Source organism: Branchiibius cervicis (assembly GCF_042661605.1).
Taxonomy (GTDB): domain Bacteria; phylum Actinomycetota; class Actinomycetes; order Actinomycetales; family Dermatophilaceae; genus Branchiibius; species Branchiibius cervicis.
Genome location: NZ_JBHSWJ010000002.1, coordinates 2,594,638 through 2,613,731, shown reverse-complemented (window position 1 = coordinate 2,613,731; position 19,094 = coordinate 2,594,638). Strand labels below are relative to the sequence as shown.

General features: G+C 68.3%; 19 protein-coding genes and 1 pseudogene. 10 read left to right on the top strand and 10 right to left on the bottom strand.

Annotated elements, in window-relative coordinates; genetic code table 11:
• Nucleotides 1-80 precede the first annotated feature (80 nt).
• The 3 genes from ACFQBT_RS13615 to ACFQBT_RS13605 are packed head-to-tail and all read right to left on the bottom strand — an operon-like array spanning nt 81 to nt 3,523.
• Complete coding sequence (locus ACFQBT_RS13615; protein ID WP_377823440.1) at nt 81-1,739, bottom strand: DUF885 domain-containing protein; 1,659 nt, start codon at nt 1,737-1,739, stop codon at nt 81-83.
• A gap of 9 nt (nt 1,740-1,748) precedes the next feature.
• On the bottom strand, nt 1,749-1,907 hold the full coding sequence (locus ACFQBT_RS13610; protein WP_377823438.1) for an acyl-CoA carboxylase epsilon subunit: 159 nt from the start codon (nt 1,905-1,907) through the stop codon (nt 1,749-1,751).
• Nucleotides 1,904-3,523: an acyl-CoA carboxylase subunit beta gene (locus ACFQBT_RS13605; RefSeq protein ID WP_377823436.1), complete on the bottom strand. Its 1,620-nt coding sequence runs from the start codon at nt 3,521-3,523 to the stop codon at nt 1,904-1,906. Before ACFQBT_RS13605 ends, ACFQBT_RS13610 begins: the two co-directional genes overlap by 4 nt.
• Before the next feature lie 24 nt (nt 3,524-3,547).
• Here ACFQBT_RS13605 and ACFQBT_RS13600 point away from each other — a divergent pair, with 24 nt between their 5' ends.
• From ACFQBT_RS13600 to ACFQBT_RS13590, 3 genes are read left to right on the top strand one after another with little or no spacing between them, the layout of a single operon-like run.
• Nucleotides 3,548-5,347 (top strand): biotin--[acetyl-CoA-carboxylase] ligase, encoded by a 1,800-nt coding sequence (locus ACFQBT_RS13600; protein ID WP_377823434.1) that lies wholly within the window; start codon nt 3,548-3,550, stop codon nt 5,345-5,347.
• 10 nt (nt 5,348-5,357) lie between these two features.
• Nucleotides 5,358-6,032: a response regulator transcription factor gene (locus tag ACFQBT_RS13595; RefSeq protein ID WP_377823432.1), complete on the top strand. Its 675-nt coding sequence runs from the start codon at nt 5,358-5,360 to the stop codon at nt 6,030-6,032.
• Nucleotides 6,033-6,038: 6 nt separating this feature from the next.
• Nucleotides 6,039-6,992 carry a sensor histidine kinase gene (locus ACFQBT_RS13590; RefSeq protein WP_377823429.1) on the top strand — a complete coding sequence of 318 codons (954 nt, stop codon included), beginning with the start codon at nt 6,039-6,041 and terminating at the stop codon, nt 6,990-6,992.
• Here ACFQBT_RS13590 and ACFQBT_RS13585 read toward each other — a convergent pair.
• A complete protein-coding gene (locus ACFQBT_RS13585; protein WP_377823428.1) occupies nt 6,947-7,447 on the bottom strand; it encodes a GtrA family protein in 501 nt (166 codons plus the stop codon). The genes ACFQBT_RS13590 and ACFQBT_RS13585 overlap by 46 nt on opposite strands.
• A gap of 32 nt (nt 7,448-7,479) precedes the next feature.
• On the opposite strand from ACFQBT_RS13585, the gene ACFQBT_RS13580 reads away from it, so the two are divergent.
• The 3 genes and pseudogenes from ACFQBT_RS13580 (at nt 7,480) to ACFQBT_RS13570 (ending at nt 10,147) form a co-directional block, all read left to right on the top strand.
• Entirely contained in the window at nt 7,480-8,640 is a 1,161-nt protein-coding gene (locus ACFQBT_RS13580) for a 5-(carboxyamino)imidazole ribonucleotide synthase (protein ID WP_377823427.1), read from the top strand.
• 19 nt (nt 8,641-8,659) lie between these two features.
• Nucleotides 8,660-9,148: a 5-(carboxyamino)imidazole ribonucleotide mutase gene (purE, locus tag ACFQBT_RS13575; protein ID WP_377825491.1), complete on the top strand. Its 489-nt coding sequence runs from the start codon at nt 8,660-8,662 to the stop codon at nt 9,146-9,148.
• 1 nt (nt 9,149) lies between these two features.
• Nucleotides 9,150-10,147: pseudogene (locus tag ACFQBT_RS13570) on the top strand (LLM class F420-dependent oxidoreductase).
• Here the strand turns inward: ACFQBT_RS13570 and ACFQBT_RS13565 are convergent.
• Entirely contained in the window at nt 10,128-11,024 is an 897-nt protein-coding gene (locus tag ACFQBT_RS13565; protein WP_377823425.1) for a hypothetical protein, read from the bottom strand. The pseudogene ACFQBT_RS13570 and the gene ACFQBT_RS13565 overlap by 20 nt on opposite strands.
• A 76-nt stretch (nt 11,025-11,100) precedes the next feature.
• On the opposite strand from ACFQBT_RS13565, the gene ACFQBT_RS13560 reads away from it, so the two are divergent.
• The gene (locus ACFQBT_RS13560) at nt 11,101-12,267 is read left to right on the top strand and encodes an acyl-CoA dehydrogenase family protein (RefSeq protein ID WP_377823424.1); all 1,167 of its coding nucleotides are present in this window, start codon (nt 11,101-11,103) and stop codon (nt 12,265-12,267) included.
• Between the two features lie 3 nt (nt 12,268-12,270).
• Here ACFQBT_RS13560 and ACFQBT_RS13555 read toward each other — a convergent pair whose 3' ends face one another.
• From ACFQBT_RS13555 to ACFQBT_RS13545, 3 genes are read right to left on the bottom strand one after another with little or no spacing between them, the layout of a single operon-like run.
• Nucleotides 12,271-13,305, bottom strand: a complete 1,035-nt coding sequence (locus tag ACFQBT_RS13555; protein ID WP_377825489.1) for an LLM class F420-dependent oxidoreductase — start codon at nt 13,303-13,305, stop codon at nt 12,271-12,273.
• 8 nt (nt 13,306-13,313) lie between these two features.
• Nucleotides 13,314-13,946, bottom strand: a complete 633-nt coding sequence (locus tag ACFQBT_RS13550) for an LCP family protein (RefSeq protein WP_377823422.1) — start codon at nt 13,944-13,946, stop codon at nt 13,314-13,316.
• Nucleotides 13,877-14,467: a hypothetical protein gene (locus tag ACFQBT_RS13545; RefSeq protein ID WP_377823420.1), complete on the bottom strand. Its 591-nt coding sequence runs from the start codon at nt 14,465-14,467 to the stop codon at nt 13,877-13,879. The genes ACFQBT_RS13550 and ACFQBT_RS13545 overlap by 70 nt, the downstream gene beginning before the upstream one ends.
• Before the next feature lie 49 nt (nt 14,468-14,516).
• On the opposite strand from ACFQBT_RS13545, the gene ACFQBT_RS13540 reads away from it, so the two are divergent.
• The 3 genes from ACFQBT_RS13540 to ACFQBT_RS13530 all read left to right on the top strand — a co-directional run bounded on the left by ACFQBT_RS13540 (nt 14,517) and on the right by ACFQBT_RS13530 (nt 17,473).
• Nucleotides 14,517-15,464, top strand: coding sequence for a glycosyltransferase (locus ACFQBT_RS13540; protein WP_377823418.1), 948 nt, complete (start codon nt 14,517-14,519; stop codon nt 15,462-15,464).
• A gap of 97 nt (nt 15,465-15,561) precedes the next feature.
• Nucleotides 15,562-16,404: an ABC transporter permease gene (locus tag ACFQBT_RS13535; RefSeq protein WP_377823416.1), complete on the top strand. Its 843-nt coding sequence runs from the start codon at nt 15,562-15,564 to the stop codon at nt 16,402-16,404.
• A gap of 1 nt (nt 16,405) precedes the next feature.
• Complete coding sequence (locus ACFQBT_RS13530) at nt 16,406-17,473, top strand: ABC transporter ATP-binding protein (RefSeq protein ID WP_377823415.1); 1,068 nt, start codon at nt 16,406-16,408, stop codon at nt 17,471-17,473.
• On the opposite strand, the gene ACFQBT_RS13525 is transcribed toward ACFQBT_RS13530, so the two are convergent.
• Both ACFQBT_RS13525 and ACFQBT_RS13520 read right to left on the bottom strand, forming a co-directional pair.
• Nucleotides 17,397-18,071 carry a TIGR03089 family protein gene (locus ACFQBT_RS13525; protein ID WP_377823413.1) on the bottom strand — a complete coding sequence of 225 codons (675 nt, stop codon included), beginning with the start codon at nt 18,069-18,071 and terminating at the stop codon, nt 17,397-17,399. The genes ACFQBT_RS13530 and ACFQBT_RS13525 overlap by 77 nt on opposite strands.
• Nucleotides 18,068-19,072 carry a Gfo/Idh/MocA family protein gene (locus ACFQBT_RS13520; RefSeq protein WP_377823411.1) on the bottom strand — a complete coding sequence of 335 codons (1,005 nt, stop codon included), beginning with the start codon at nt 19,070-19,072 and terminating at the stop codon, nt 18,068-18,070. The genes ACFQBT_RS13525 and ACFQBT_RS13520 overlap by 4 nt, the downstream gene beginning before the upstream one ends.
• Nucleotides 19,073-19,094: the final 22 nt, after the last annotated feature.

The window sequence follows — 19,094 nt, the reverse complement described above, 5'->3', positions numbered from 1 at the left end:
CTCCGCGGGAGCCGATCCGAAGGATTGCCAGCCACTTGGCAGGCGGCGCGCAGATTGCGTTCAGATTGGCGCCGACTGCCTCAGAGCAGGTCGAACTCCCGCAACACGGCGGTCCGCAGAGCGTCCAGGCCGATCGAGCCCACGTCGAGGGCCTTGCGGTGGAATGCCTTGGCGTCGTACGAATCCGCCTGTGCCGCTTGGACATCCGCGCGCAACTGGCGCCACAGGCGCTCGCCGATCTTGTACGACGGGGCCTGGCCCGGCCAGCCGAGGTAGCGATCCAACTCAAAGCGCAGGAAGCCGTCGGCCATGTTGGCGTGTGCCTTCAGGAACGCCCAGGCTTTGTCGTAGTCCCATGACCCGCCACCGACCTCGGCCGGTGCCTCGAACCCGCAGTGGACGCCGATGTCGAGCACGACCCGCGCGGCGCGCAGCGACTGTCCGTCCAGCATGCCCATCCGGTCACCCGGATCGGACAGGTACCCCAACTCGTCCATCAACCGCTCGGCGTACAGTGCCCAGCCCTCGCCGGAACCGGACACCCACACGTCCATCCGCCGCCAGGAATTCAGCAATGCGCTGCGGTACATCGTCTGACCCACTTGCAGATGGTGGCCGGGTACGCCCTCGTGGTAGACGGTGGTCAACTCCCGCCAGGTTCCGAAGTCGGTCACGCCCTTGGGCACGGCCCACCACATGCGGCCGGGCCGGGAGAAGTCCTCGCTGGGTCCGGTGTAGTAGATACCGCCCGAAGTGGTGGGGGCAATCATGCACTGGATGGTGCGGACCGGCTCGGGGATGTCGAAGTGCGTCCCGGCCAGGTCGGTGATCGCCTGGTCGGCTTTGCCCTGCATCCAGCGCTGCAACTCATCGGTGCCGTGCAACTGATACGCCGGGTCGGCGTCGAGGACGTCCATCGCTTCGCGCGGGGAGGCACCGGGTTTGATCCGCTGCGCGGTCTGCTCCATGTCGGCGACGATGCGCGCGAGTTCTTCCTGGCCCCACGCGTAGGTCTCCGCCAGATCGATGGTAGCGCCGAGGAACTGCCGTGAGCTCAACCGGTAGCGGTCCTGGCCGACCGCGTCGGCCTCCGGTGCGAGCGGCAGGATCTCATCGCGCAGGCGATCCGCAGCGCGTGAATAAGCCTGCGCGGCAACGGTGGCCGCGTCGGCGATGTCCGGGTACGTCGATCCGAGCGTGGCGAAGTACCCACCCGGTGCCGTGTTGTCCCCGGCCTGGCTCATGCACGCCTTGACCTGTCGCGCGGCGGCCACGTGGCCTTCTGCGGCGGCGGAATGCAGTGACTCGAACCACTGGTCCAGGGCGGTCGGCATCGCTCGTAAGCGGGCGGCCAGGTCTGCGCGCTGCGCTGCCGTATCGGTCGACATCAGGTCGAGGATGTCGCGCATCTCCTGGAACGGGGAGGCGATGTTGTTCAGGTCCATCCGGTCGAGGCCGGCCTCCGCGAATTCCACCTGTAGGCCGAGCCGTTCGTTCATGGCGTCGAGCGTCACCCGGTCCACGTCGTCGACGGGAGCCGCGTCGGTCAGCCGGGCGAGCGTCGTACGTGCGAGGTCGGTCTTGGCCGCCAGGCCGGCGGGGGAGTAGTCATCCAACTCGCCGTCGTGGCCAGGGACGCCCAATGCCGTTGCGGCAGTAGGCGAAAGCTCCAGGTAGGCGCGGTGGTAGTCCTCGGCGACGGCATCGATGGCGGTGGGAGTGCGAGTGGGCTCAGTCACGCCTCGACGTTAGCGCCCGTGCCAGGACCGCGACGCCCACGGGGTCCGGCCCTGCCACCGAGAGCGCGGCGCAGGCGCGGGGGCGGGCGGTTTCGCGGCGGCCAGGACGGCGACCAGGGCGGCCAGTTCCTCCGGGGTCGGGTTGCCCGAGACGATCGTGAGGGTCACAGCGGGATGTTCCCGTGCTTCTTGGGCGGCAGTTTCTCCCGTTTGGTCTTGAGTGCCCGCAACGCCTTGGTGACCTCGATCCGGGTCTGCGAGGGCTGGATCACCGCATCGACGTAACCGCGCTCCGCAGCGATGTACGGGTTGGCCAGGGTGTCCTCGTACTCGGTGATCAGTTCCTGCCGGCGGGTCTGCACGGCGGCGTCGTCGTGCTTCTCGGCGACCTTCTTCAGCTCGCGTCGGTGCAGGATGTTGACCGCGCCCTGAGCGCCCATGACCGCGATCTGCGCGGTGGGCCAGGCCAGGTTGATGTCGGCGCCGATGTGCTTGGAACCCATCACGTCGTAGGCGCCGCCGTAGGCCTTGCGGGTGATCACGGTGACCAACGGCACCGTTGCCTCGCAGTAGGCGTAGAGCAGTTTGGCGCCCCGGCGGATGATGCCGCCCCACTCCTGGTCGGTGCCGGGCAAGAAGCCCGGGACGTCGACGAAGGTGAGGATCGGGATGTTGAAGGCGTCGCAGGTGCGCACGAAGCGGGCGGCCTTCTCCGAAGCGTCGATGTTGAGAGTGCCGGCCAGTTGCAGCGGCTGGTTGGCGATCACGCCGACCGGCGACCCGTCGACCCGGCCGAAGCCGCAGACGATGTTGGGCGCGAAGAGTTCCTGCACCTGCAAGAACTCGCCGTCGTCGCACACCGCCCGGACCGCCGTGACGATGTCGTAGGGCACATTGGCCGAGTCGGGGATGAGGGTGTCCAGCGCCAGATCGTCGTCGGTCGGCTCGCCGATCTCGCCGGCCGGGTAGAGGACCGGGTCGTCCATGTTGTTGGCCGGCAGGTAGGACAGCAGGTCCTTGACGTAGTCGATGGCATCCTGCTCGTCGCTGGCCATGTAGTGCGCGACACCGGAGCGGGTGTTGTGGGTGCGGGCGCCGCCCAACTCCTCCATGCCGACGTCTTCGCCCGTGACGGTCTTGATGACGTCCGGACCGGTGACGAACATGTGCGAGGTCTGGTCGACCATGACGGTGAAGTCGGTCATCGCGGGGGAGTAGACCGCTCCGCCGGCGCACGGGCCGACGACCAGGGAGATCTGCGGGATGACACCCGAGGACAGCACGTTGCGGCGGAAGATCTCGGCGTAGAGACCGAGCGCGACCACCCCTTCCTGGATACGGGCGCCGCCGGAATCGTTGATGCCGACCACCGGGCAGCCGATCTTGAGTGCCAGGTCCATGACCTTGACGATCTTCTCGCCGAAGACCTCACCCAGGGAGCCGCCGAAGACGGTGAAGTCCTGGGAGAACACGCAGACCGTGCGCCCGTCGATGGTGCCGTACCCGGTCACCACGCCATCGCCGTACGGGCGATTCTTGTCCTGACCGAACGCGACGGAGCGGTGCCGGGCCAGGGCGTCCAACTCGGTGAACGAGCCTTCGTCGAGCAACGCGTCGATCCGTTCGCGGGCGGTCAACTTGCCTTTGGCGTGCTGTTTCTCGATCGCCCGGTCCGACCCGGCGTGCACCGCGTCATCCAGGCGGCGGTCCAACTCCGCCAACCGGCCGGCGGTCGAGTGGGGATCCGGAGCGGACGAAGGATCGGGAGTGGCGACGGCGCTCATGCGTCAAGACTCTAGCCTTGTGTCGTGAGCCACCATCTTGATGCCGACGCGTTGCGCGAGCGTCTGGCCGGCACGGTGTGGGCCGGGATCGACGTCCGTGACGAGGTCGGGTCCACCAACGAGGAGTTGATGCGCGACGCGCGGCCGTTCACCGCGCTCACCGCGGACTTCCAGAGCGCCGGCCGCGGCCGCTTGGACCGGGTGTGGCAAGCCCCGCCCGGCAGCTCGGTTGCCCTGTCGGTCAGCATGCCGCTGCCCGAGGACCCGGCGCGCTGGGGTTGGGTGCCGTTGCTGGTCGGTGTGGCGTTGCGTCGCAGTCTGCGCCGGTTGACCGATGTCGAGCTGGGGCTGAAATGGCCAAATGACGTTCTGGCCCGGGCGACCCTGCACGACGAGTGGCGCAAGGTGGCCGGCATCCTGTGCAACGTCGTGGGTGCACCGGAGCCGCTGGTGATCATCGGGATGGGCATCAACGTGTACCAGGCCCGCGAGGAGTTGCCGCTTCCCGGAGCCACGTCGCTGTCGCTGTGCGGTGCCGTCGTCGGCCGTGAAGAACTCATCGCGACGGTGTTGGAGGAGCTCTCCAGCACCAGCGGCGCCTGGGTCGACGGCAGCCTGGATCACACCTACCGGGCCAGCTGCGTCACCATCGGTCAGCAGGTGCAGATCAGTCTCGGCGACGGACCGGTCGAGGTCGGTCGAGCGGTCGCCGTCGACGACATGGGCCGGATCGTTCTGCAGGATGCGCAGGGCGGACAGATTCCGCACGCCGCGGGAGACGTGGTCCACGTGCGGCCCCGGGACACCGTCGAGATCGACGACGAGTTCTTCAAGGTCCAGCAACCGGACCCCGCGGTGTTCGTCGACCAGCTGGAGTCGGAGCTGCTCGGTTCGCCGCGCACCATGCGCCGGGCGGATGTGGCGCACGCGGTCGGGACGGACACCGAGACCACGCGGTTGATCTGGCGGGCTCTGGGGTTCGCCAGTCCCCGCGACGAGGATCTGGTCTTCACCGAGGCCGACGCTGAGGCGCTGCGACGGCTGCACGAGGCCATGGCCGAGGGGGCGCTGGACACCACCACGGCCCTTGGCCTGGCGCGTGCGGTCGGGCGCACGACCGATCGGCTGGCCATGTGGGCGTTGCAGCTGATCACCGACATGGTCGCCGGCGAGAACGAAGGTTTCGATTCGCGTACAGCGTTCCTCGCCGCGGAGCGGACCGTGCAGGTGATGGACACCTTCGAGCCGTTGCTCAACTACGTGATGCGCCGCAACCTGGCGGTCGCCATTTCGCGGTTGATCGCCGACGCCGAGCCGGAGAGCCACGTCGGGGTGGTGCGCACCATCGGCTTCGCCGACCTGGTGAACTTCACCCAGTTGGTGCGGGAACTGTCCGAACGCGAACTGGCCAAACTCGTCTCACGCTTCGAAGCGACCGCCTCGGACATCGTCGCGTCGCACGGCGGCGCCCTGATCAAGACGGTGGGCGATGAAGTGCTGTTCTCCCACACCACCGTCGAGGGCGCGGTCGCGATCGGGTTCGATCTGCTGGATCTGGCCGCCGAGGACGACGTGATCCCCCGGATGCGCGTGGGAATGGCCAAGGGCCGGGTCCTTGCCCGGTTGGGCGACGTGTACGGCACGGTCGTGAACCGGGCCGCGCGGCTGACCTCCGCGGCCGATCCGGGCACGCTGCTGGTGGACCAAGCGGTCGCGGACGCGATCAGCGGTAGCAACCTGGCTCGCGCCGTACCCCACCCGACCGTATTCCTCACCGGGCTGGGTGAAGTCATCCCGTGGGTGCTGAAGCGCGAGGCGCACTAGCATCCACACCATGACACGCGTACTGCTCGCGGAGGACGATCCGACGATTTCCGAACCCCTGGCCCGCGCTTTGCGTCGCGAGGGATACGACGTCGAGGTGACCCCCGATGGAGCGGCCGCACTCCAGGGCGCGGAGGACAACCCCGATCTGTTGATCCTGGATCTCGGCCTACCGGTGATGGACGGTCTGGAGGTCTGTCGCCGGCTGCGCGCCGCCGGAAACTCGGTACCCGTGCTGATCCTGACGGCGCGCGCGGACGAGGTCGACACAGTGGTCGGGCTGGACGCCGGAGCCGACGACTACGTGACCAAGCCGTTCCGCCTGGCCGAGCTGCTGGCCCGCGCCCGTGCGCTCCTGCGGCGTCAGCCCATCGCGGAGGACGACCAGGCCTTCGTGCGGATCGATTCCGAGGGCCGCCGGGCCTTCATCGACGACGAGGAGCTGCAGCTGACCGCCAAGGAGTTCGACCTGCTGCGGGTCCTGGTGCGCGAGGCGGGCAAGGTGGTCTCGCGTGAGCAGCTGATGCAGGAGATCTGGGAGACCTCGTGGTACGGCTCGACCAAGACCCTCGACATGCACGTCTCGGTCCTGCGGCGCAAACTCGGTGACGACGCGACGAACCCCAGGTTCATCGCCACGGTCCGCGGGGTCGGTTTCCGGTTCGAGCAACCAGACGGGACCTGAGTTGACGTGCGCCGGCGCCTGACCCGCGAGGGGCTGGTAGCCCTCACCTGCGCCGGACTGCCGCCCACGGTGGCAGGGATCGCCATCGCCACCGATTGGCCAGCGCGACTAGCCGTGCTGCTTGCCGGGGTCGTTTCGTTCGCGGTCGCCTGCTGGCTGACGGTGCGCAACGTCGACTGGGTGACGTCGTCGGTGAATGAACTCGTCCGCCGCGCCGAGGACACCCGCGTCGGGAGCAGCGGTCCGCCGCTGAACAGCGGCGTCCAGGAGTTCGACCGGATCGCCGCGGTGTTCGAGCAGCGCGCTGCCTCCCTGTCGCGCAGCATCGCCGCCGAACGGGACTTCGCGGCCGACGCCAGTCATCAATTGCGCACCCCGTTGACAGCGCTGATGATGCGGCTGGACGAGATTGCCGAGACCGACGACATCGTCTTCATCCATGAGGAGGCGCACGCCGCCATCGAGCAGGTGGAACGGCTGACCGACGTGGTGGAGCAACTGCTGCATCGCACCCGCACCCAGGACGACGAACCTGCCGAGACCGTTTCCCTGGACTCGGTCATCGCGGCCCTGCAACGGGAATGGCAGCCGGCGTTCACCGGAGCGCGCCGGGCCGTGCGGGTGACGGGACAGCGCGGGCTACAGGTGCTGTGCGCCCGCGGTGATCTTGCTCAGGTGCTGTCGACCCTGCTGGAGAACGCGCTCATCCACGGCGCCGGCACCGTGGAGGTGCGGGCCCGCAGTAACGGACCGTCGGTGGTGGTCGAAGTCTCCGATCACGGCCCGGGGGTGGACGCCGCGCTAGCGCCGCGGATCTTCGAGCGACGGGTCAGCACCGGCGGCACCGGGCTCGGCCTGGCCCTCGCGCGTGACCTGGCAGCCGCGAACGGCGGCCGGCTCGAACTGCGTTCGGCTCATCCGGCGGTGTTCGCGCTGTTCCTCTCCGAATCGCGATCCTGAGCCGCTTCGGCGCCGTCGCCGTCGACGTCCTCATTGGCGAAGACCACGTTGCGGTAGGCCCAGAAGCGGAAGACGGTTCCGAGTCCGATGCCGATGAACGCATGCACGTTGAGCATCAACGTGGTGTGGGCGTGCAACACGTAGTGGGCGAAGGCGACCCACGCGGCGGAAATCGCCAGCGCGACGCCGTTGACGGCGAAGAACAGGAACACCTCGTGATGAACCGGCCGGTTGCGCCGGTCCCGGAAGGTCCAGTACCGGTTGCCGACCCAGGCGAAGGCAGTCGCCACGGCGCCGCTGATGATTTTCGCGGTGGTCACCTTATGCGACATCGGGCCGGCGATGAGCACGTTGTACCCGCCCAGGTCGATGACGAAGGAGATCGCGCCGATGACTCCGAACTTGGCCAGCTCACGCCACAGTCGGTGGAAGGCGTCGATGAGGCGGGTACGCACGAGGTCCAAGGGTAACCCCCTACGATAGCGGCGTGACGGCACCGCGACGGGCTCCAGGCGGCTTTCCGGTCGTGGGCATCATCGGCGGCGGTCAATTGGCCCGGATGTGCGCACCCGCCGCGGTCAATCTCGACATCACGCTGTCGGTTCTGTGTGAATCCGCTGATTCGGCGGCCCGATTCGTCGTCCCGTCCGCTCCGGTAGGCGACTACACCGACGTCGACACGGTGCTGGCCTTCGCCCGTGACTGTGACGTGATCACCTTCGACCACGAGCACGTCCCCCAAAACGTTCTGCACGCGCTGGTCGAGGCGGGTGTCGCCGTGCATCCCTCGCCGGAGGCGCTGGTCTACGCCCAGGACAAGCTCGCCATGAGGAAGCGACTGACCGGCATGGGCGTGCCGTGCCCGGCGTGGGCCGGAGTGCGGACCGCGGAGGAACTCACCGCGTTCGCGGCGACGCACGGCTGGCCGGTGGTGCTCAAGACGCCCACCGGCGGGTACGACGGCAAGGGCGTCCTGCTGGTGTCGTCGGTGGACGATGCGGCCGACTGGCTGGCCCACGGGGAGCCCCTACTCGCTGAGGAAGCGGTCCCGTTCGTGCGTGAACTGGCGGTCCTGGTCGCCCGCAGCCCATCGGGGCAGGCCGCTGCCTGGCCGGTGGTGCACACCGTCCAGACCGGCGGCATCTGCACCGAGGTCCTCGCGCCGGCGCCGCAGCTGCGGCCGGACCTCGCCGCTCGGGCGACCGAGGCGGCGCTGCGGATCGCGGGCGAACTCGGCGTGACCGGGGTCATGGCGATGGAGACCTTCGAACTGCCCGACGGCGGTTTCGTCGTGAACGAACTGGCGATGCGCCCGCACAACAGCGGCCACTGGACGATGGACGGAGCGGTCACCGGGCAATTCGAACAGCACCTGCGCGCGGTGCTCGACCTGCCGCTGGGCTCGCCGCGCCCGCTCGAGCAGTGGACGGTGATGACCAACGTGCTCGGCGGCCGGGACGAGGATCTGTATCCCACCTACCGGCACCTGATGGCTCGTGATCCCGGGCTGAAGATCCACCTGTACGGCAAGGCGGTCCGGCCCGGCCGCAAGATCGGCCACGTCAACCTGACGGGTACTGATCTGGCCGACCTGCGTGAGCGGGGCCGCCACGCTGCCGACTACCTGGAGGGAACTGTCCGTGAGTGATCCGATCGTCGGTGTGGTGATGGGCAGCGACTCGGACTGGCCGGTGATGAAACTGGCCGCCGACGCGCTGACGGAGTTCGGGATCGGGTTCGAGGCCGACGTGGTGTCGGCCCACCGGATGCCGACCGAGATGATCGAGTACGGCCAGCACGCCGCGGGCCGGGGACTGCGCGTCATCATCGCCGGTGCCGGCGGGGCTGCCCACCTGCCCGGCATGCTCGCCGCGGTGACCCCGCTGCCCGTGATCGGCGTACCCGTGCCGCTGAAGTACCTGGACGGGATGGACTCGTTGCTGTCGATCGTGCAGATGCCGGCAGGCGTGCCGGTGGCGACCGTGTCGATCGGCGGAGCACGCAACGCGGGGCTGCTCGCGGCCAGGATCATCGCCTCTGGGACGGATTCGCTTGCTGCCCACGTGCGTACGTCGATGGTGGACTTCCAGTCCACCTTGCGGGACCAGGCGCACGCCAAGGGTGCGTCGCTTCGATCAGAGATTGCAGGGAGCTGACATGCGATTCGGTGCGTTCGTGCCCCAGGGGTGGCGGTTCGATCTGGTGGGGATCGACCCGGCCCGGCAGTGGGAGGTGATGTCCGGCCTGGCGTCGACGATCGACGCGGATCCGAACTGGGAGTCGTTGTGGGTCTACGACCACTTCCACACCACGCCGCAGCCCAGCGACCAGGCCACGCACGAGGCGTGGAGCCTGATGTCGGCGTACGCCGCGTCGACGGCTCGGGTGCGACTGGGCCAGATGTGAACCTGCATGAGTTACCGCGAGCCGACCTACCTGGCCAAAGTCGCCGCCACCGTCGACGTCATCAGCGGCGGCCGCGTCGAGATGGGCATCGGCGGCGGCTGGTACGAGCACGAATGGCGCGCCTACGGGTACGGATTCCCCCTGCCGGTGAGCGATTGGGCCGCCTGCGGGAAGGTGTTGAGATATTCCGGCAGATGTGGACGACCGGGTCGGCGACGCTGGACGGAAAGTACTACCAGGTCGACGGCGCGCTGTGCCATCCGCAGCCGGTGCAGACCACCAGTGAGACCAACCGCATCCCGATCTGGATCGCCGGCGGCGGTGAGAAGGTCACGCTGAAGATCGCGGCGCAGTACGCCGACTACACCAACTTCGACGGTACGCCCGGCAACTTCGAGGCGAAGTCGGCTGTGCTGCAGCAGCATTGCGACAGCCTGGGCCGCGACTTCTCCTCGATCACCCGGTCGGCGAACTACAACGTGCTGATCGGTTCGCCCCAGCAGATCGACGCCACGGTGACGCACCTGACCGACCGGCTGGCGCCGTACATCGGCGTGGAGAAGGCACGCGCACACGCCGGCGCGCTGCGTGAGCAGCCGCTGGTCGGCGAGCCCGACCAGATCGTGGAGACGTTGCACGGCCTGAACGAGGCCGGCATGGACTACGCGATCTGCTACTTCCCGGACGCGGCGTACGACGACACGTCCCTGCGACGGTTCAGCGAGGAAGTCATCCCGCAAGTTTCCTGAGCTCGGCCGAGTAGCTCGTCTGCCACTGGCGGGTCAACCCTGCGATGTCTGCGCCAAAAACCCTGCGCGCCAACGCATTCAAATCAGCGGGGTTGCTCGTCACGGCCGGGGTGTAGAACGCGGAGACGGCGTCCTTGCGGCGGATTTGCAGGAACACGGCAAAGAGGAACGCCAGCACGTACGACGTCCCGGAGTCCGCGACGAACTGGGCATTGCTGGGCAGATGCGCCGCCGGGGGCGGCTTGGCTGACAACGCCTGGACGCTCGTGACGTCGGTAGCGGCCAGTTGGGCAAATCCCTCGGTGAGCCACAGCGGCTGCGTGGCACGGGCCTGGGGCGTCAACGTGAGCGCGTGCAGCATCTCGTGGGCAAGGACATTCTGCTGCTCGGCGGTGGTCAGTGCCGGTTTGAGCGCGATCCACGGCGCGACGTGTTCGACGACGACGGTCACTCCCCGTTCTTCCGGGTTCAACGACTGGTTGGTCCAGCGGTCGTATTCGGCGGCCGTGGCCGGAGCCAGGATCAGGGTGCTCTCGCGCGGCGCGGGGATGGAGCACAGCTGTGCCAGCGTCGGGGTGTAGCTCATCGCAAGGGTCGCCAGGGTGTTCACCGCCGAGGCGGGAACCGTACCGACAACCACGGCAGCGGAGTTGACGGCGGTTGAGACACCGGTTGCTCCGGGCACCGGCGCGGCTGCTGGGGACAAACCGCTTCGCGCCAGGCGCGCGGTCGCCAGCGCTTGGGGTGACTCGGTGGTCGGTGGGATGGACGTCGCGCTAGTCGTGGCGGGGCTCGAGGCGTGGCAGCCACTCAGCACGGCAGAGACACCGGATCCGACCACCAAGCCGATCGCCGTACGCCGCGGGAGTGGGTTCATCCGCCGGAGGATAGTCGCGAGGACTGGGAGCTAAGCGGTTGCTTAGTAGGCCGGGCAGGCGGGTAGCATTCAAAACGTGACCGGAAACCCTGATTTCGACCTGTTCAAGACTTCTGAGGAGCACGAGGAGCTGCGGGCCGCGGTTCGTGCCGTCGCCGAGGACAAGATCGCGCCGCATGCAGCCGAGGTCGATGAGAAGAGCGAGTTCCCGCAGGCTGCGCTGGACGCGCTGGTGGCTTCGGATTTCCATGCTCCGCATATCCCGGAGGAGTACGACGGGGTCGGCGCGGACGCTCTGGCGACGTGCATCGTGATCGAGGAGGTGGCCCGGGCGTGCGTGTCCTCCTCCCTGATCCCGGCGGTCAACAAGTTGGGTTCGATGCCGGTCATCCTGGGTGCTTCGGAGGAGGTCAAGGCCAAGTACCTGCCGCCGGTGGCGCGGGGTGAGGCGATGTTCTCCTACGGGTTGTCCGAGCGCGAGGCGGGTTCGGACACCGCCGGGATGAAGTGCAAGGCGACCGCCGACGGGGACGACTTCATCCTCAACGGGCAGAAGTCCTGGATCACCAACGCCGGTGTCTCGCAGTTCTACACCGTCATGGCTGTGACCGATCCCGATGGTCCTCGCGGTCGCAACATCACCGCGTTCGTGGTGGAGAAGGACGATGAGGGGTTCACCTTCGGCGCTCCCGAACGCAAGATGGGCATCAAGGGTTCCCCGACCCGGGAGTTGATCTTCGAGGGCTGCCGGATCCCGGGGGACCGGATGGTCGGTGAGCCCGGCGAGGGCTTGAAGATCGCGTTGCGGACCCTGGACCACACCCGGGTCACCATCGGCGCCCAGGCGATCGGCGTCGCGCAGGGCGCCCTCGACTACGCGCTTGCCTACGTCAAGGAGCGCAAGCAGTTCGGCAAGGCCATCGCGGAGTTCCAGGGGTTGCAATTCATGCTGGCCGATATGGGCATGAAGCTGGAGACGGCCCGGCAGATGGTCTACGTCGCGGCGGCCAAATCCGAGCGCGGGGACGCCGACCTGACCTTCTTCGGCGCCGCGGCCAAGTGCTACGCCGCGGACGTGGCCATGGAGGTCACGACCGATGCGGTGCAACTCCTCGGTGGCGCCGGGTACGTCAAGGACCACCCGGTCGAGCGGATGATGCGCGATGCCAAGATCACCCAGATCTACGAAGGCACCAACCAGATCCAGCGCGTCGTCATGGCCCGCCAGTTGCTGAAGGGCTGAGGTTCAGCTCAACGTCTCGGCCAGGGTCGTCAGCCCGGCGACCGGGTCCGGCCAGAAGGTGACCCCCTGCACCAGCAGGGAGGTCACCACGGTCGGCTCCCACCGGCTGAACTGCTCGCGCACCCGTGCCGCCGGGCCCACGAGGGCCACGTCGTCGACCATCTCCAGCGGGATGGCGGCGGCCGCCTCGTCCTTGCGGCCGTCCAGGTAGAGATCCTGCACCTGCGCGCAGACGTCCTCCCAGCCCATCCGGGCGAAGACGTCCAGGTGGAAGTTCTGGCCGCGCGCACCCATACCGCCGACGTAGAGCGCCAGGTTGCGGCGCACCAGGTCGGCGGCGCCATCCAGGTCGTCGGCGATGATGACCGGCACCGAGGCGTGCACTTCGAAATCGCTCGCCGTACGCCGTGCCCCGGCCCGGGCGAAACCCTCCGCCAGCGCCGCGCGATAGAAGTCGTCGCTGCGCGGGGAGAAGAACAGCGGCAACCAGCCGTCGGCGATCTCGGCGGCCAGCGCGACGTTCTTGGGTCCCTCCGCGCCCAGGAAAATCGGCAGATCGGTGCGGTAGGGGTGCAACGTCGAGCGCAGCGGCTTGCCCAGGCCGGTGGTGCCGCCGTCGATCAACGGCAGCGGGTAGTGCGGGCCGCCCGAGGTCACGACCTCGCGAGCGACGGTGCGCCGCACGATGTCGATGTACTCGCGGGTGCGGGCCAGCGGCTTGGGGTACCGCTGGCCGTACCATCCCTCGACGACCTGCGGCCCGGAGACGCCCAGCCCCAGGATGAACCGGCCATCGGACAAATGGTCCATCGTCATCGCCGCCATGGCCGTGGCGGTGGGTGTCCGAGCTGACAACTGGATCACGTTGGTGCCCAGGCGGATGCGGGTTGTGGAAGCTCCCCACCACGCCAGCGGGGTCAACGCATCGGAGCCGTAGGCCTCGGCGCTGTAGATCGCGTCGAAACCCAGGTCGTCGGCTGCGCGCACGATCTCCCCAGCCCTCGCCGGCGGACCGGCTGACCAATACCCGAGGTGCACTCCGAGCTTCACGGCGACACCGACGTCGGCAACGCGGTGTCGTTGCGCAACGCCTCGAAGAGCGCTAGCGCCTTGGGCTTGTCCCACAGCAGCACGTCGCCCACGTTGGTGCTGGCATTACCCGCGATCGGGACCTGGACGGACGTGCCGCTGGAGGAGATGCCCTTCAGCGCCCACACCGTCTTGAACGCCATCAGCGGCGACATCTCGTTGTCGACCGCCAGCCCCTGGGCGCCGGAGACGCCGATGCTGTGCAGCTTCCACGGCATCAGGACGTTGGCCGGACTGGCGATCTTGCTCATCAGCGCCGCGAGGAATTCACGCTGGTGCTTGGCGCGGGCCAGATCGCCCTCGGCGAACGCGTGCCGGGAGCGCACGTAGCCCAGGGCGTCCTTGCCGTTGAGTGTCTGGCAACCGGCCGGCAGGTCGATGTGCGCGTAGTCGTCCTTGACCGCCTCAGGCAGGCACATCCGCACCCCGCCCACGGAGTTGACGACGCCGGCGAAGCCGCCGAAACCGATCTCCATGTAGCCATCGATCCGCAGGCCCGTGGCGTCCTCCAGCGTCTCGATCAGCAGCGGAGCACCGCCGAACGCGAACGAGGCGTTGATCTTGTTGCGGCCATGGCCCGGGATCGGCACGTAACTGTCCCGGGGAAGCTGACCAGCGTCGGCTGGCCGGAGGAGGGCAGGTGCAGCAGCATGATCGAGTCGGTGTGGGCGCTGCCCTGGCTCACGTTCGCCCCGCCGGTGCCCAGATCGTGAGCTTCCTCACTGCTCAAGCCGGCTCGTGAGTCCGAGCCGACGAGCAACACGTTCGTGCCCGACCCCGCCGCGGGCCGGTCCCCGGTCGGGAACGCCGCGATCTTGTCGACCGCGCCCCAGGCGCTGAAACCGGCCCACGCCAGCAACGCCAGCCAGAGGGCGATGATCAGGGCGACGGCCAGTACGACGCGCCGCCACCGCCGCTTGCGACGCGGCTTGGGTGCGGGTGCAGCAGCGGGCTGCCGCACCGGCCCCGCCGGACCCGAGGGCCCGGCAGGGCGTGGCGCGGGTCCGGCCGGCCGCACCGGCATGGCTCGGGTGGCCTGCTGCGGCGCTGCCGACGGCAACCGACGGCGTACCGGGATCGGTTGCGCTCGCTGGTCCTCGTATCCGCTCACGCAGGCGAGGGTAACCGGGCAACCTGGCCGGTCCGGGTAGCCTTGCCGGGTGCTGGACGAGAGCGAGCCGGGAATCTCGGTGATCATGCCGATCCTGAACGAAGAACGGCACCTGGCGGAGTCGGTCGACGCGATCCTCGCGCAGGAGTACGCCGCACCGATCGAGGTGATCCTCGCGCTCGGCCCCTCCCACGACCGGACCGACGAGGTGGCCGCGGGTCTGGCCGCCGCGGATCCGCGCGTCGTCCTGGTCGACAACCCCACGGGTCGTACTCCGGCGGGCCTGAACGCCGCGATCGCCAAGGGGCAGTACCCCGTTGTCGCCCGTGTCGACGGCCACGGCATCCTGTCCCCGGGATATCTCGCCACCGCGGTGCGCACCCTGGCTGAGCAGCACGCCGCGAACGTCGGCGGAATCATGGACGCCGAGGGCACGACCGACTTCGAACGCGCCGTCGCCTGCGCGATGAAGAGCAAGATCGGTGTCGGCGGCGTGAAGTTCAAGCAGGGCGGCGCCCCCGGGCCGGCCGACACCGTGTATCTCGGCGTTTTCGACCGCAAGTGGCTGGACCGGGTCGGCGGCTACGACCCGCGCTACCTACGCGCCCAGGACTGGGAGATGAACTACCGCATCCGCCAGGCCGGGGGACTGTGTGGTTCACCCCGCAGCTCAAGGTCACCTATCGACCCCGTGGCACGTTCCGGGCCCTGGCGACCCAGTACAAGCAGTACGGCATGTGGCGTCGGGTGGTGGCCCGGGAGCACCGCGGGTCGATCAACCTGCGCTACCTGGCGCCGCCGACCGCTGTGGTCGCGATCGCCGCGGGCGCACTCGGCGGCTTGGCGTGGCGACCGTTGTGGGCGATCCCGCTGGCGTACGCAGGGGCGATCAGCGTCGGGGGTATCGCCATTTCACGCGGCGAGGCAGCCACGGTGCGGGCGCTGCTACCCGGCGTACTGGCGACGATGCATGTGTCCTGGGGGTGGGGTTTCCTGACCAGCCGGGTACGGCTTGCAGAGTCCGCCCAGCAGACCCCCAGCAACTGACGGGTAGCCTGACCCGGCACGCCCGACCACGTAAGGATCACACGTCCATGCTCGAACGCCTCCGCAGGATCGTCGACTACCGCAAGGTGCTCGGCACGCTCGTCCGGCGGGACTTGCGCATCCGCTACGCCCGCAGCGTCCTCGGGTACCTGTGGACGCTCATCGATCCGTTGGCGATGACGCTGGTCTACTGGTTCGTCTTCGGGGTGATCTACAGCATCAAGACCACCGGCAGCACGGACATTGCGCACAGTCGCTCCCAGGGCGCGCCGTACGTCGTCTTCCTGCTGGCGGGTCTGCTCGCCTGGAACTGGTTCAACAACTCGATCAACGAGACGGCCCGGGCGTTGTACTCCGAGCGGTTGCTGGTCCGCTCGACCAACCTGCCGCGGGAGCTGTGGGTGATCCGGGTCGTGATCGCCAAAGGCATCGAACACCTGATGTCGCTGCCCATCCTGATCGCGTTCATTCTGCTGTTCTCGGTGACCGGCGACCAGATCCACCTCAACTGGCGGTTCGTGCTGTGGATACCGGCGCTGATCCTGGAGTTCTTCCTGTGCGTGGGTCTCGGCCTGGTGATGGCACCGGTCACGGCCCTGGTCGATGACTTCATCCGCATCGTGCGCATCATGCTGCGGATGGGTTTCTACTTGACCCCGATCGTCTACTCGGTGGGCATGCTGGACAAAGAGCACGCCTGGGCCAAGACCATCCTGCAGTTCAACCCGCTGACCGGCATCAACGACATGTACCGGTTGGGCTTCCTCAGCCCGCAGATCCACCCGGACTACTTCGCCTGGGCAACCTGTACGGCCATCACCATCTTCTGGTTGATCTTCGGCATGTGGGTCTTCCGCAAACTCGAATCCCCGGTCCTGAAGGAGATCTGAGATGACCGATCAGTCGCCGCCGCTCGGGCCGATCGGCGAGCCGGTGATGGGGGCCAACGGCAAACTGCGCTGGCGACCGGTGCGCAAGGCCAACGACCCCGAGGGCTACGACCCCGAGCACAAGCACCGCATCGACGACTACGCCCTGGCGCCGGTCGAGTCGACCGTCACCTGGAAGACCAATCCCGGAGAGCCGGTCATCGAGGTCGAGGACCTGGGGATCGAGTTCTTGCGCGGACGGAAGCGCAGCCTGTCGCTGCGTGAGATCGTCTTCACCGGCAGGAGCGCCCACAAACGCGACACCTTCTGGGCGCTGCGCAACCTGAATTTCACCGTCGGTCGCGGGGAGGCGGTCGGCCTGGTCGGCGGGAACGGCGGCGGAAAGTCGACGCTGCTGAAACTGATCGCCGGCACCCTGATCCCCGATGAGGGGCGCGCCAAAGTGAACGAGGGGGTCGCGCCGCTGATCGAACTCACCGGTGGCTTCATCGGCGAACTCAGTGCGCGCGAAAACATCTACCTCACCGCCGGGCTGCACGGCATGTCCAAGGAACAGGTCGAGGAGCGCTGGGACGAAATCGTCGATTTCGCCGGTCCCCAGGTCCGCGCCGGACTCGACGTGCCCTACCGGCACTTCAGCTCCGGGATGCAGGTGCGCCTGGGTTTCTCGGTGATCACCTGCCTGGACGAGCCCATCATCCTGGTCGACGAGGTGCTGGCCGTCGGCGATGCCGCGTTCCGGGAGAAGTGCTACAACCGCATGGAGAGCCTGCTGGATCAGGGGCGCACCCTCTTCCTGGTCTCCCACTCCGGTCCGGACCTGCTGCGCTTCTGCACGCGCGGGCTCTACCTCAGCGGCGGGCACCTGGTCGGCGACGGCCCGATGGACGAGATCATGGATCGCTACCTGTCGGAGTTGATGGGCGACAACTACGAGCTGCCCACCGATGAAGAAGTGGTCGACCGCCGGCGCAAGCGCACCGATGAGCAGATCAAACGCCGCCTGCGGCGCGAGGCCGAGCGGCGGGCCATCGAGGACGAGGCGGATCGGCGCCGCACCGTCGGTTAGGCGATCGGCAACCCTTCGGCGGCCAGTCGGGACGCGCGTTTGCCGGGATCCTCGTGCCGCAGCAGGATGAGCGATCCGTCACGCGCGTACGTCGTGAGCAGCGTCTGCGGTAGGTCGGCGCCGACCACCACCCGGGGCGCCGTGTGGTCTGCCGCCGCCTGCAGTGCGGCGTAGGGAACCTGCTCACCGCCCAGGTCGACGGCCAGGTCGTCAGGGCCCGGATCGACGTACGGCGTGAACGCATCCGGTTGGCCGGTGATCTCCGAGGCAGCCAGGAAGCCTCCGGCTCGGACAGGTCCGCGGCCGGATCGTCCATCGCGACCCGTACGTCCGCATCGGGATCGTCGCTGAGGACGGCACCGACCGCCCAGGTGGCCAGGATCCAGTAGACCGCGCGCCAGTGGTCCTGCGGGATGTCGACCCGGACCGTGGTGCCGGGGGCGGCATCCATCTCGTCCTGCAACCAGTTGCCCGCCTTGTTGACCCAGCGCAGCACGGTGGAGCCGGACAGTTCGATGCGCTCGCCGGTGGCATCGTTGTAGTAGGTGACCCGTGGCCGGGCGGAATCGGCGGCCAGGTTGGCCAGTTGGGGGATCACAGTTGCCTGCGGATCTCATCGAGCAGGTCCATGATGGCGACGGTTTCCGCCAGCGGCAGCAACGGTGACTCGCGTCGGTCGTCGGCCACGAGCTGCGCGAAATGCGCTGCCTCGTAGACCAATCCCTCGTGCCGGCGCAGCGGACCGGGGTCGATCGTCTCGCTGTCGCCGTCGCGGCCGATCAGGGTGACGGGAGTGGGGGTGTAGAAGTCGGCCGCGAATTCCAGGCGTGCCTGCGTGCCGCTGATCGAGGCCGTCGTGGGGGTCCGCGCGAACAGTGTGGTGTCCAGGACGGCCGTCGCGTCGTCCCGGGTGGCCACGATGCTGACATGGCCGTCGACGCCGGTCGGCGCCGGACGGCCGCTGGCGCGTAGGTGCAGGTCGGTGCCCAGCACGAACGCCGCGAACGACACCGGGTAGATCCCGAGGTCGAGCAATGCGCCGCCCGCGAGATCCGGGTTGAACAGCCGGTGCTGCGGGTCGTAGGCGAACCACTGTCCGTGATCGGCGTACACCGCCTCCAGGTCGCCGAGCGCGCCGTCGGCCAACAGCTGCCGCACGACGTCGGTGCCGGGCAGGAAGCGGGTCCACATCGCCTCCATGCAGGTAACGCCGTTCCTCCGCGCTGCCTCGACCAGGCGTCGGGCCTGCGCTGCGTCCACCGTGAAGGCCTTCTCCACCAGGACGTGTTTGCCCGCTTCGACGGCGACCAGGGCTTGGTCGAGATGACCGGAGTGCGGGGAGGCGACATAGACCGCGTCCACCGTGGGATCCGCGCACATCGCCGCCAGATCGTCGTACGCCCGCTCGACGCCGAACTCGCCCGCGAAGGCGTCCGCGCGGTCCTGGGAACGGGAGGCGACGGCCACGACGCGTTGTCGCGAGTTCGCGTGCATGGTGGCGGCCATCGTCGCGGCGATGCCGCCGGGGGCGCTGAATCCCCAGCGCAGCGGCGCGGCGCTCATCGGGTCGGGGATGCGGGTCGTGGGCAGCACAGCCATCAGGCTATCCGCTAGCGTCACG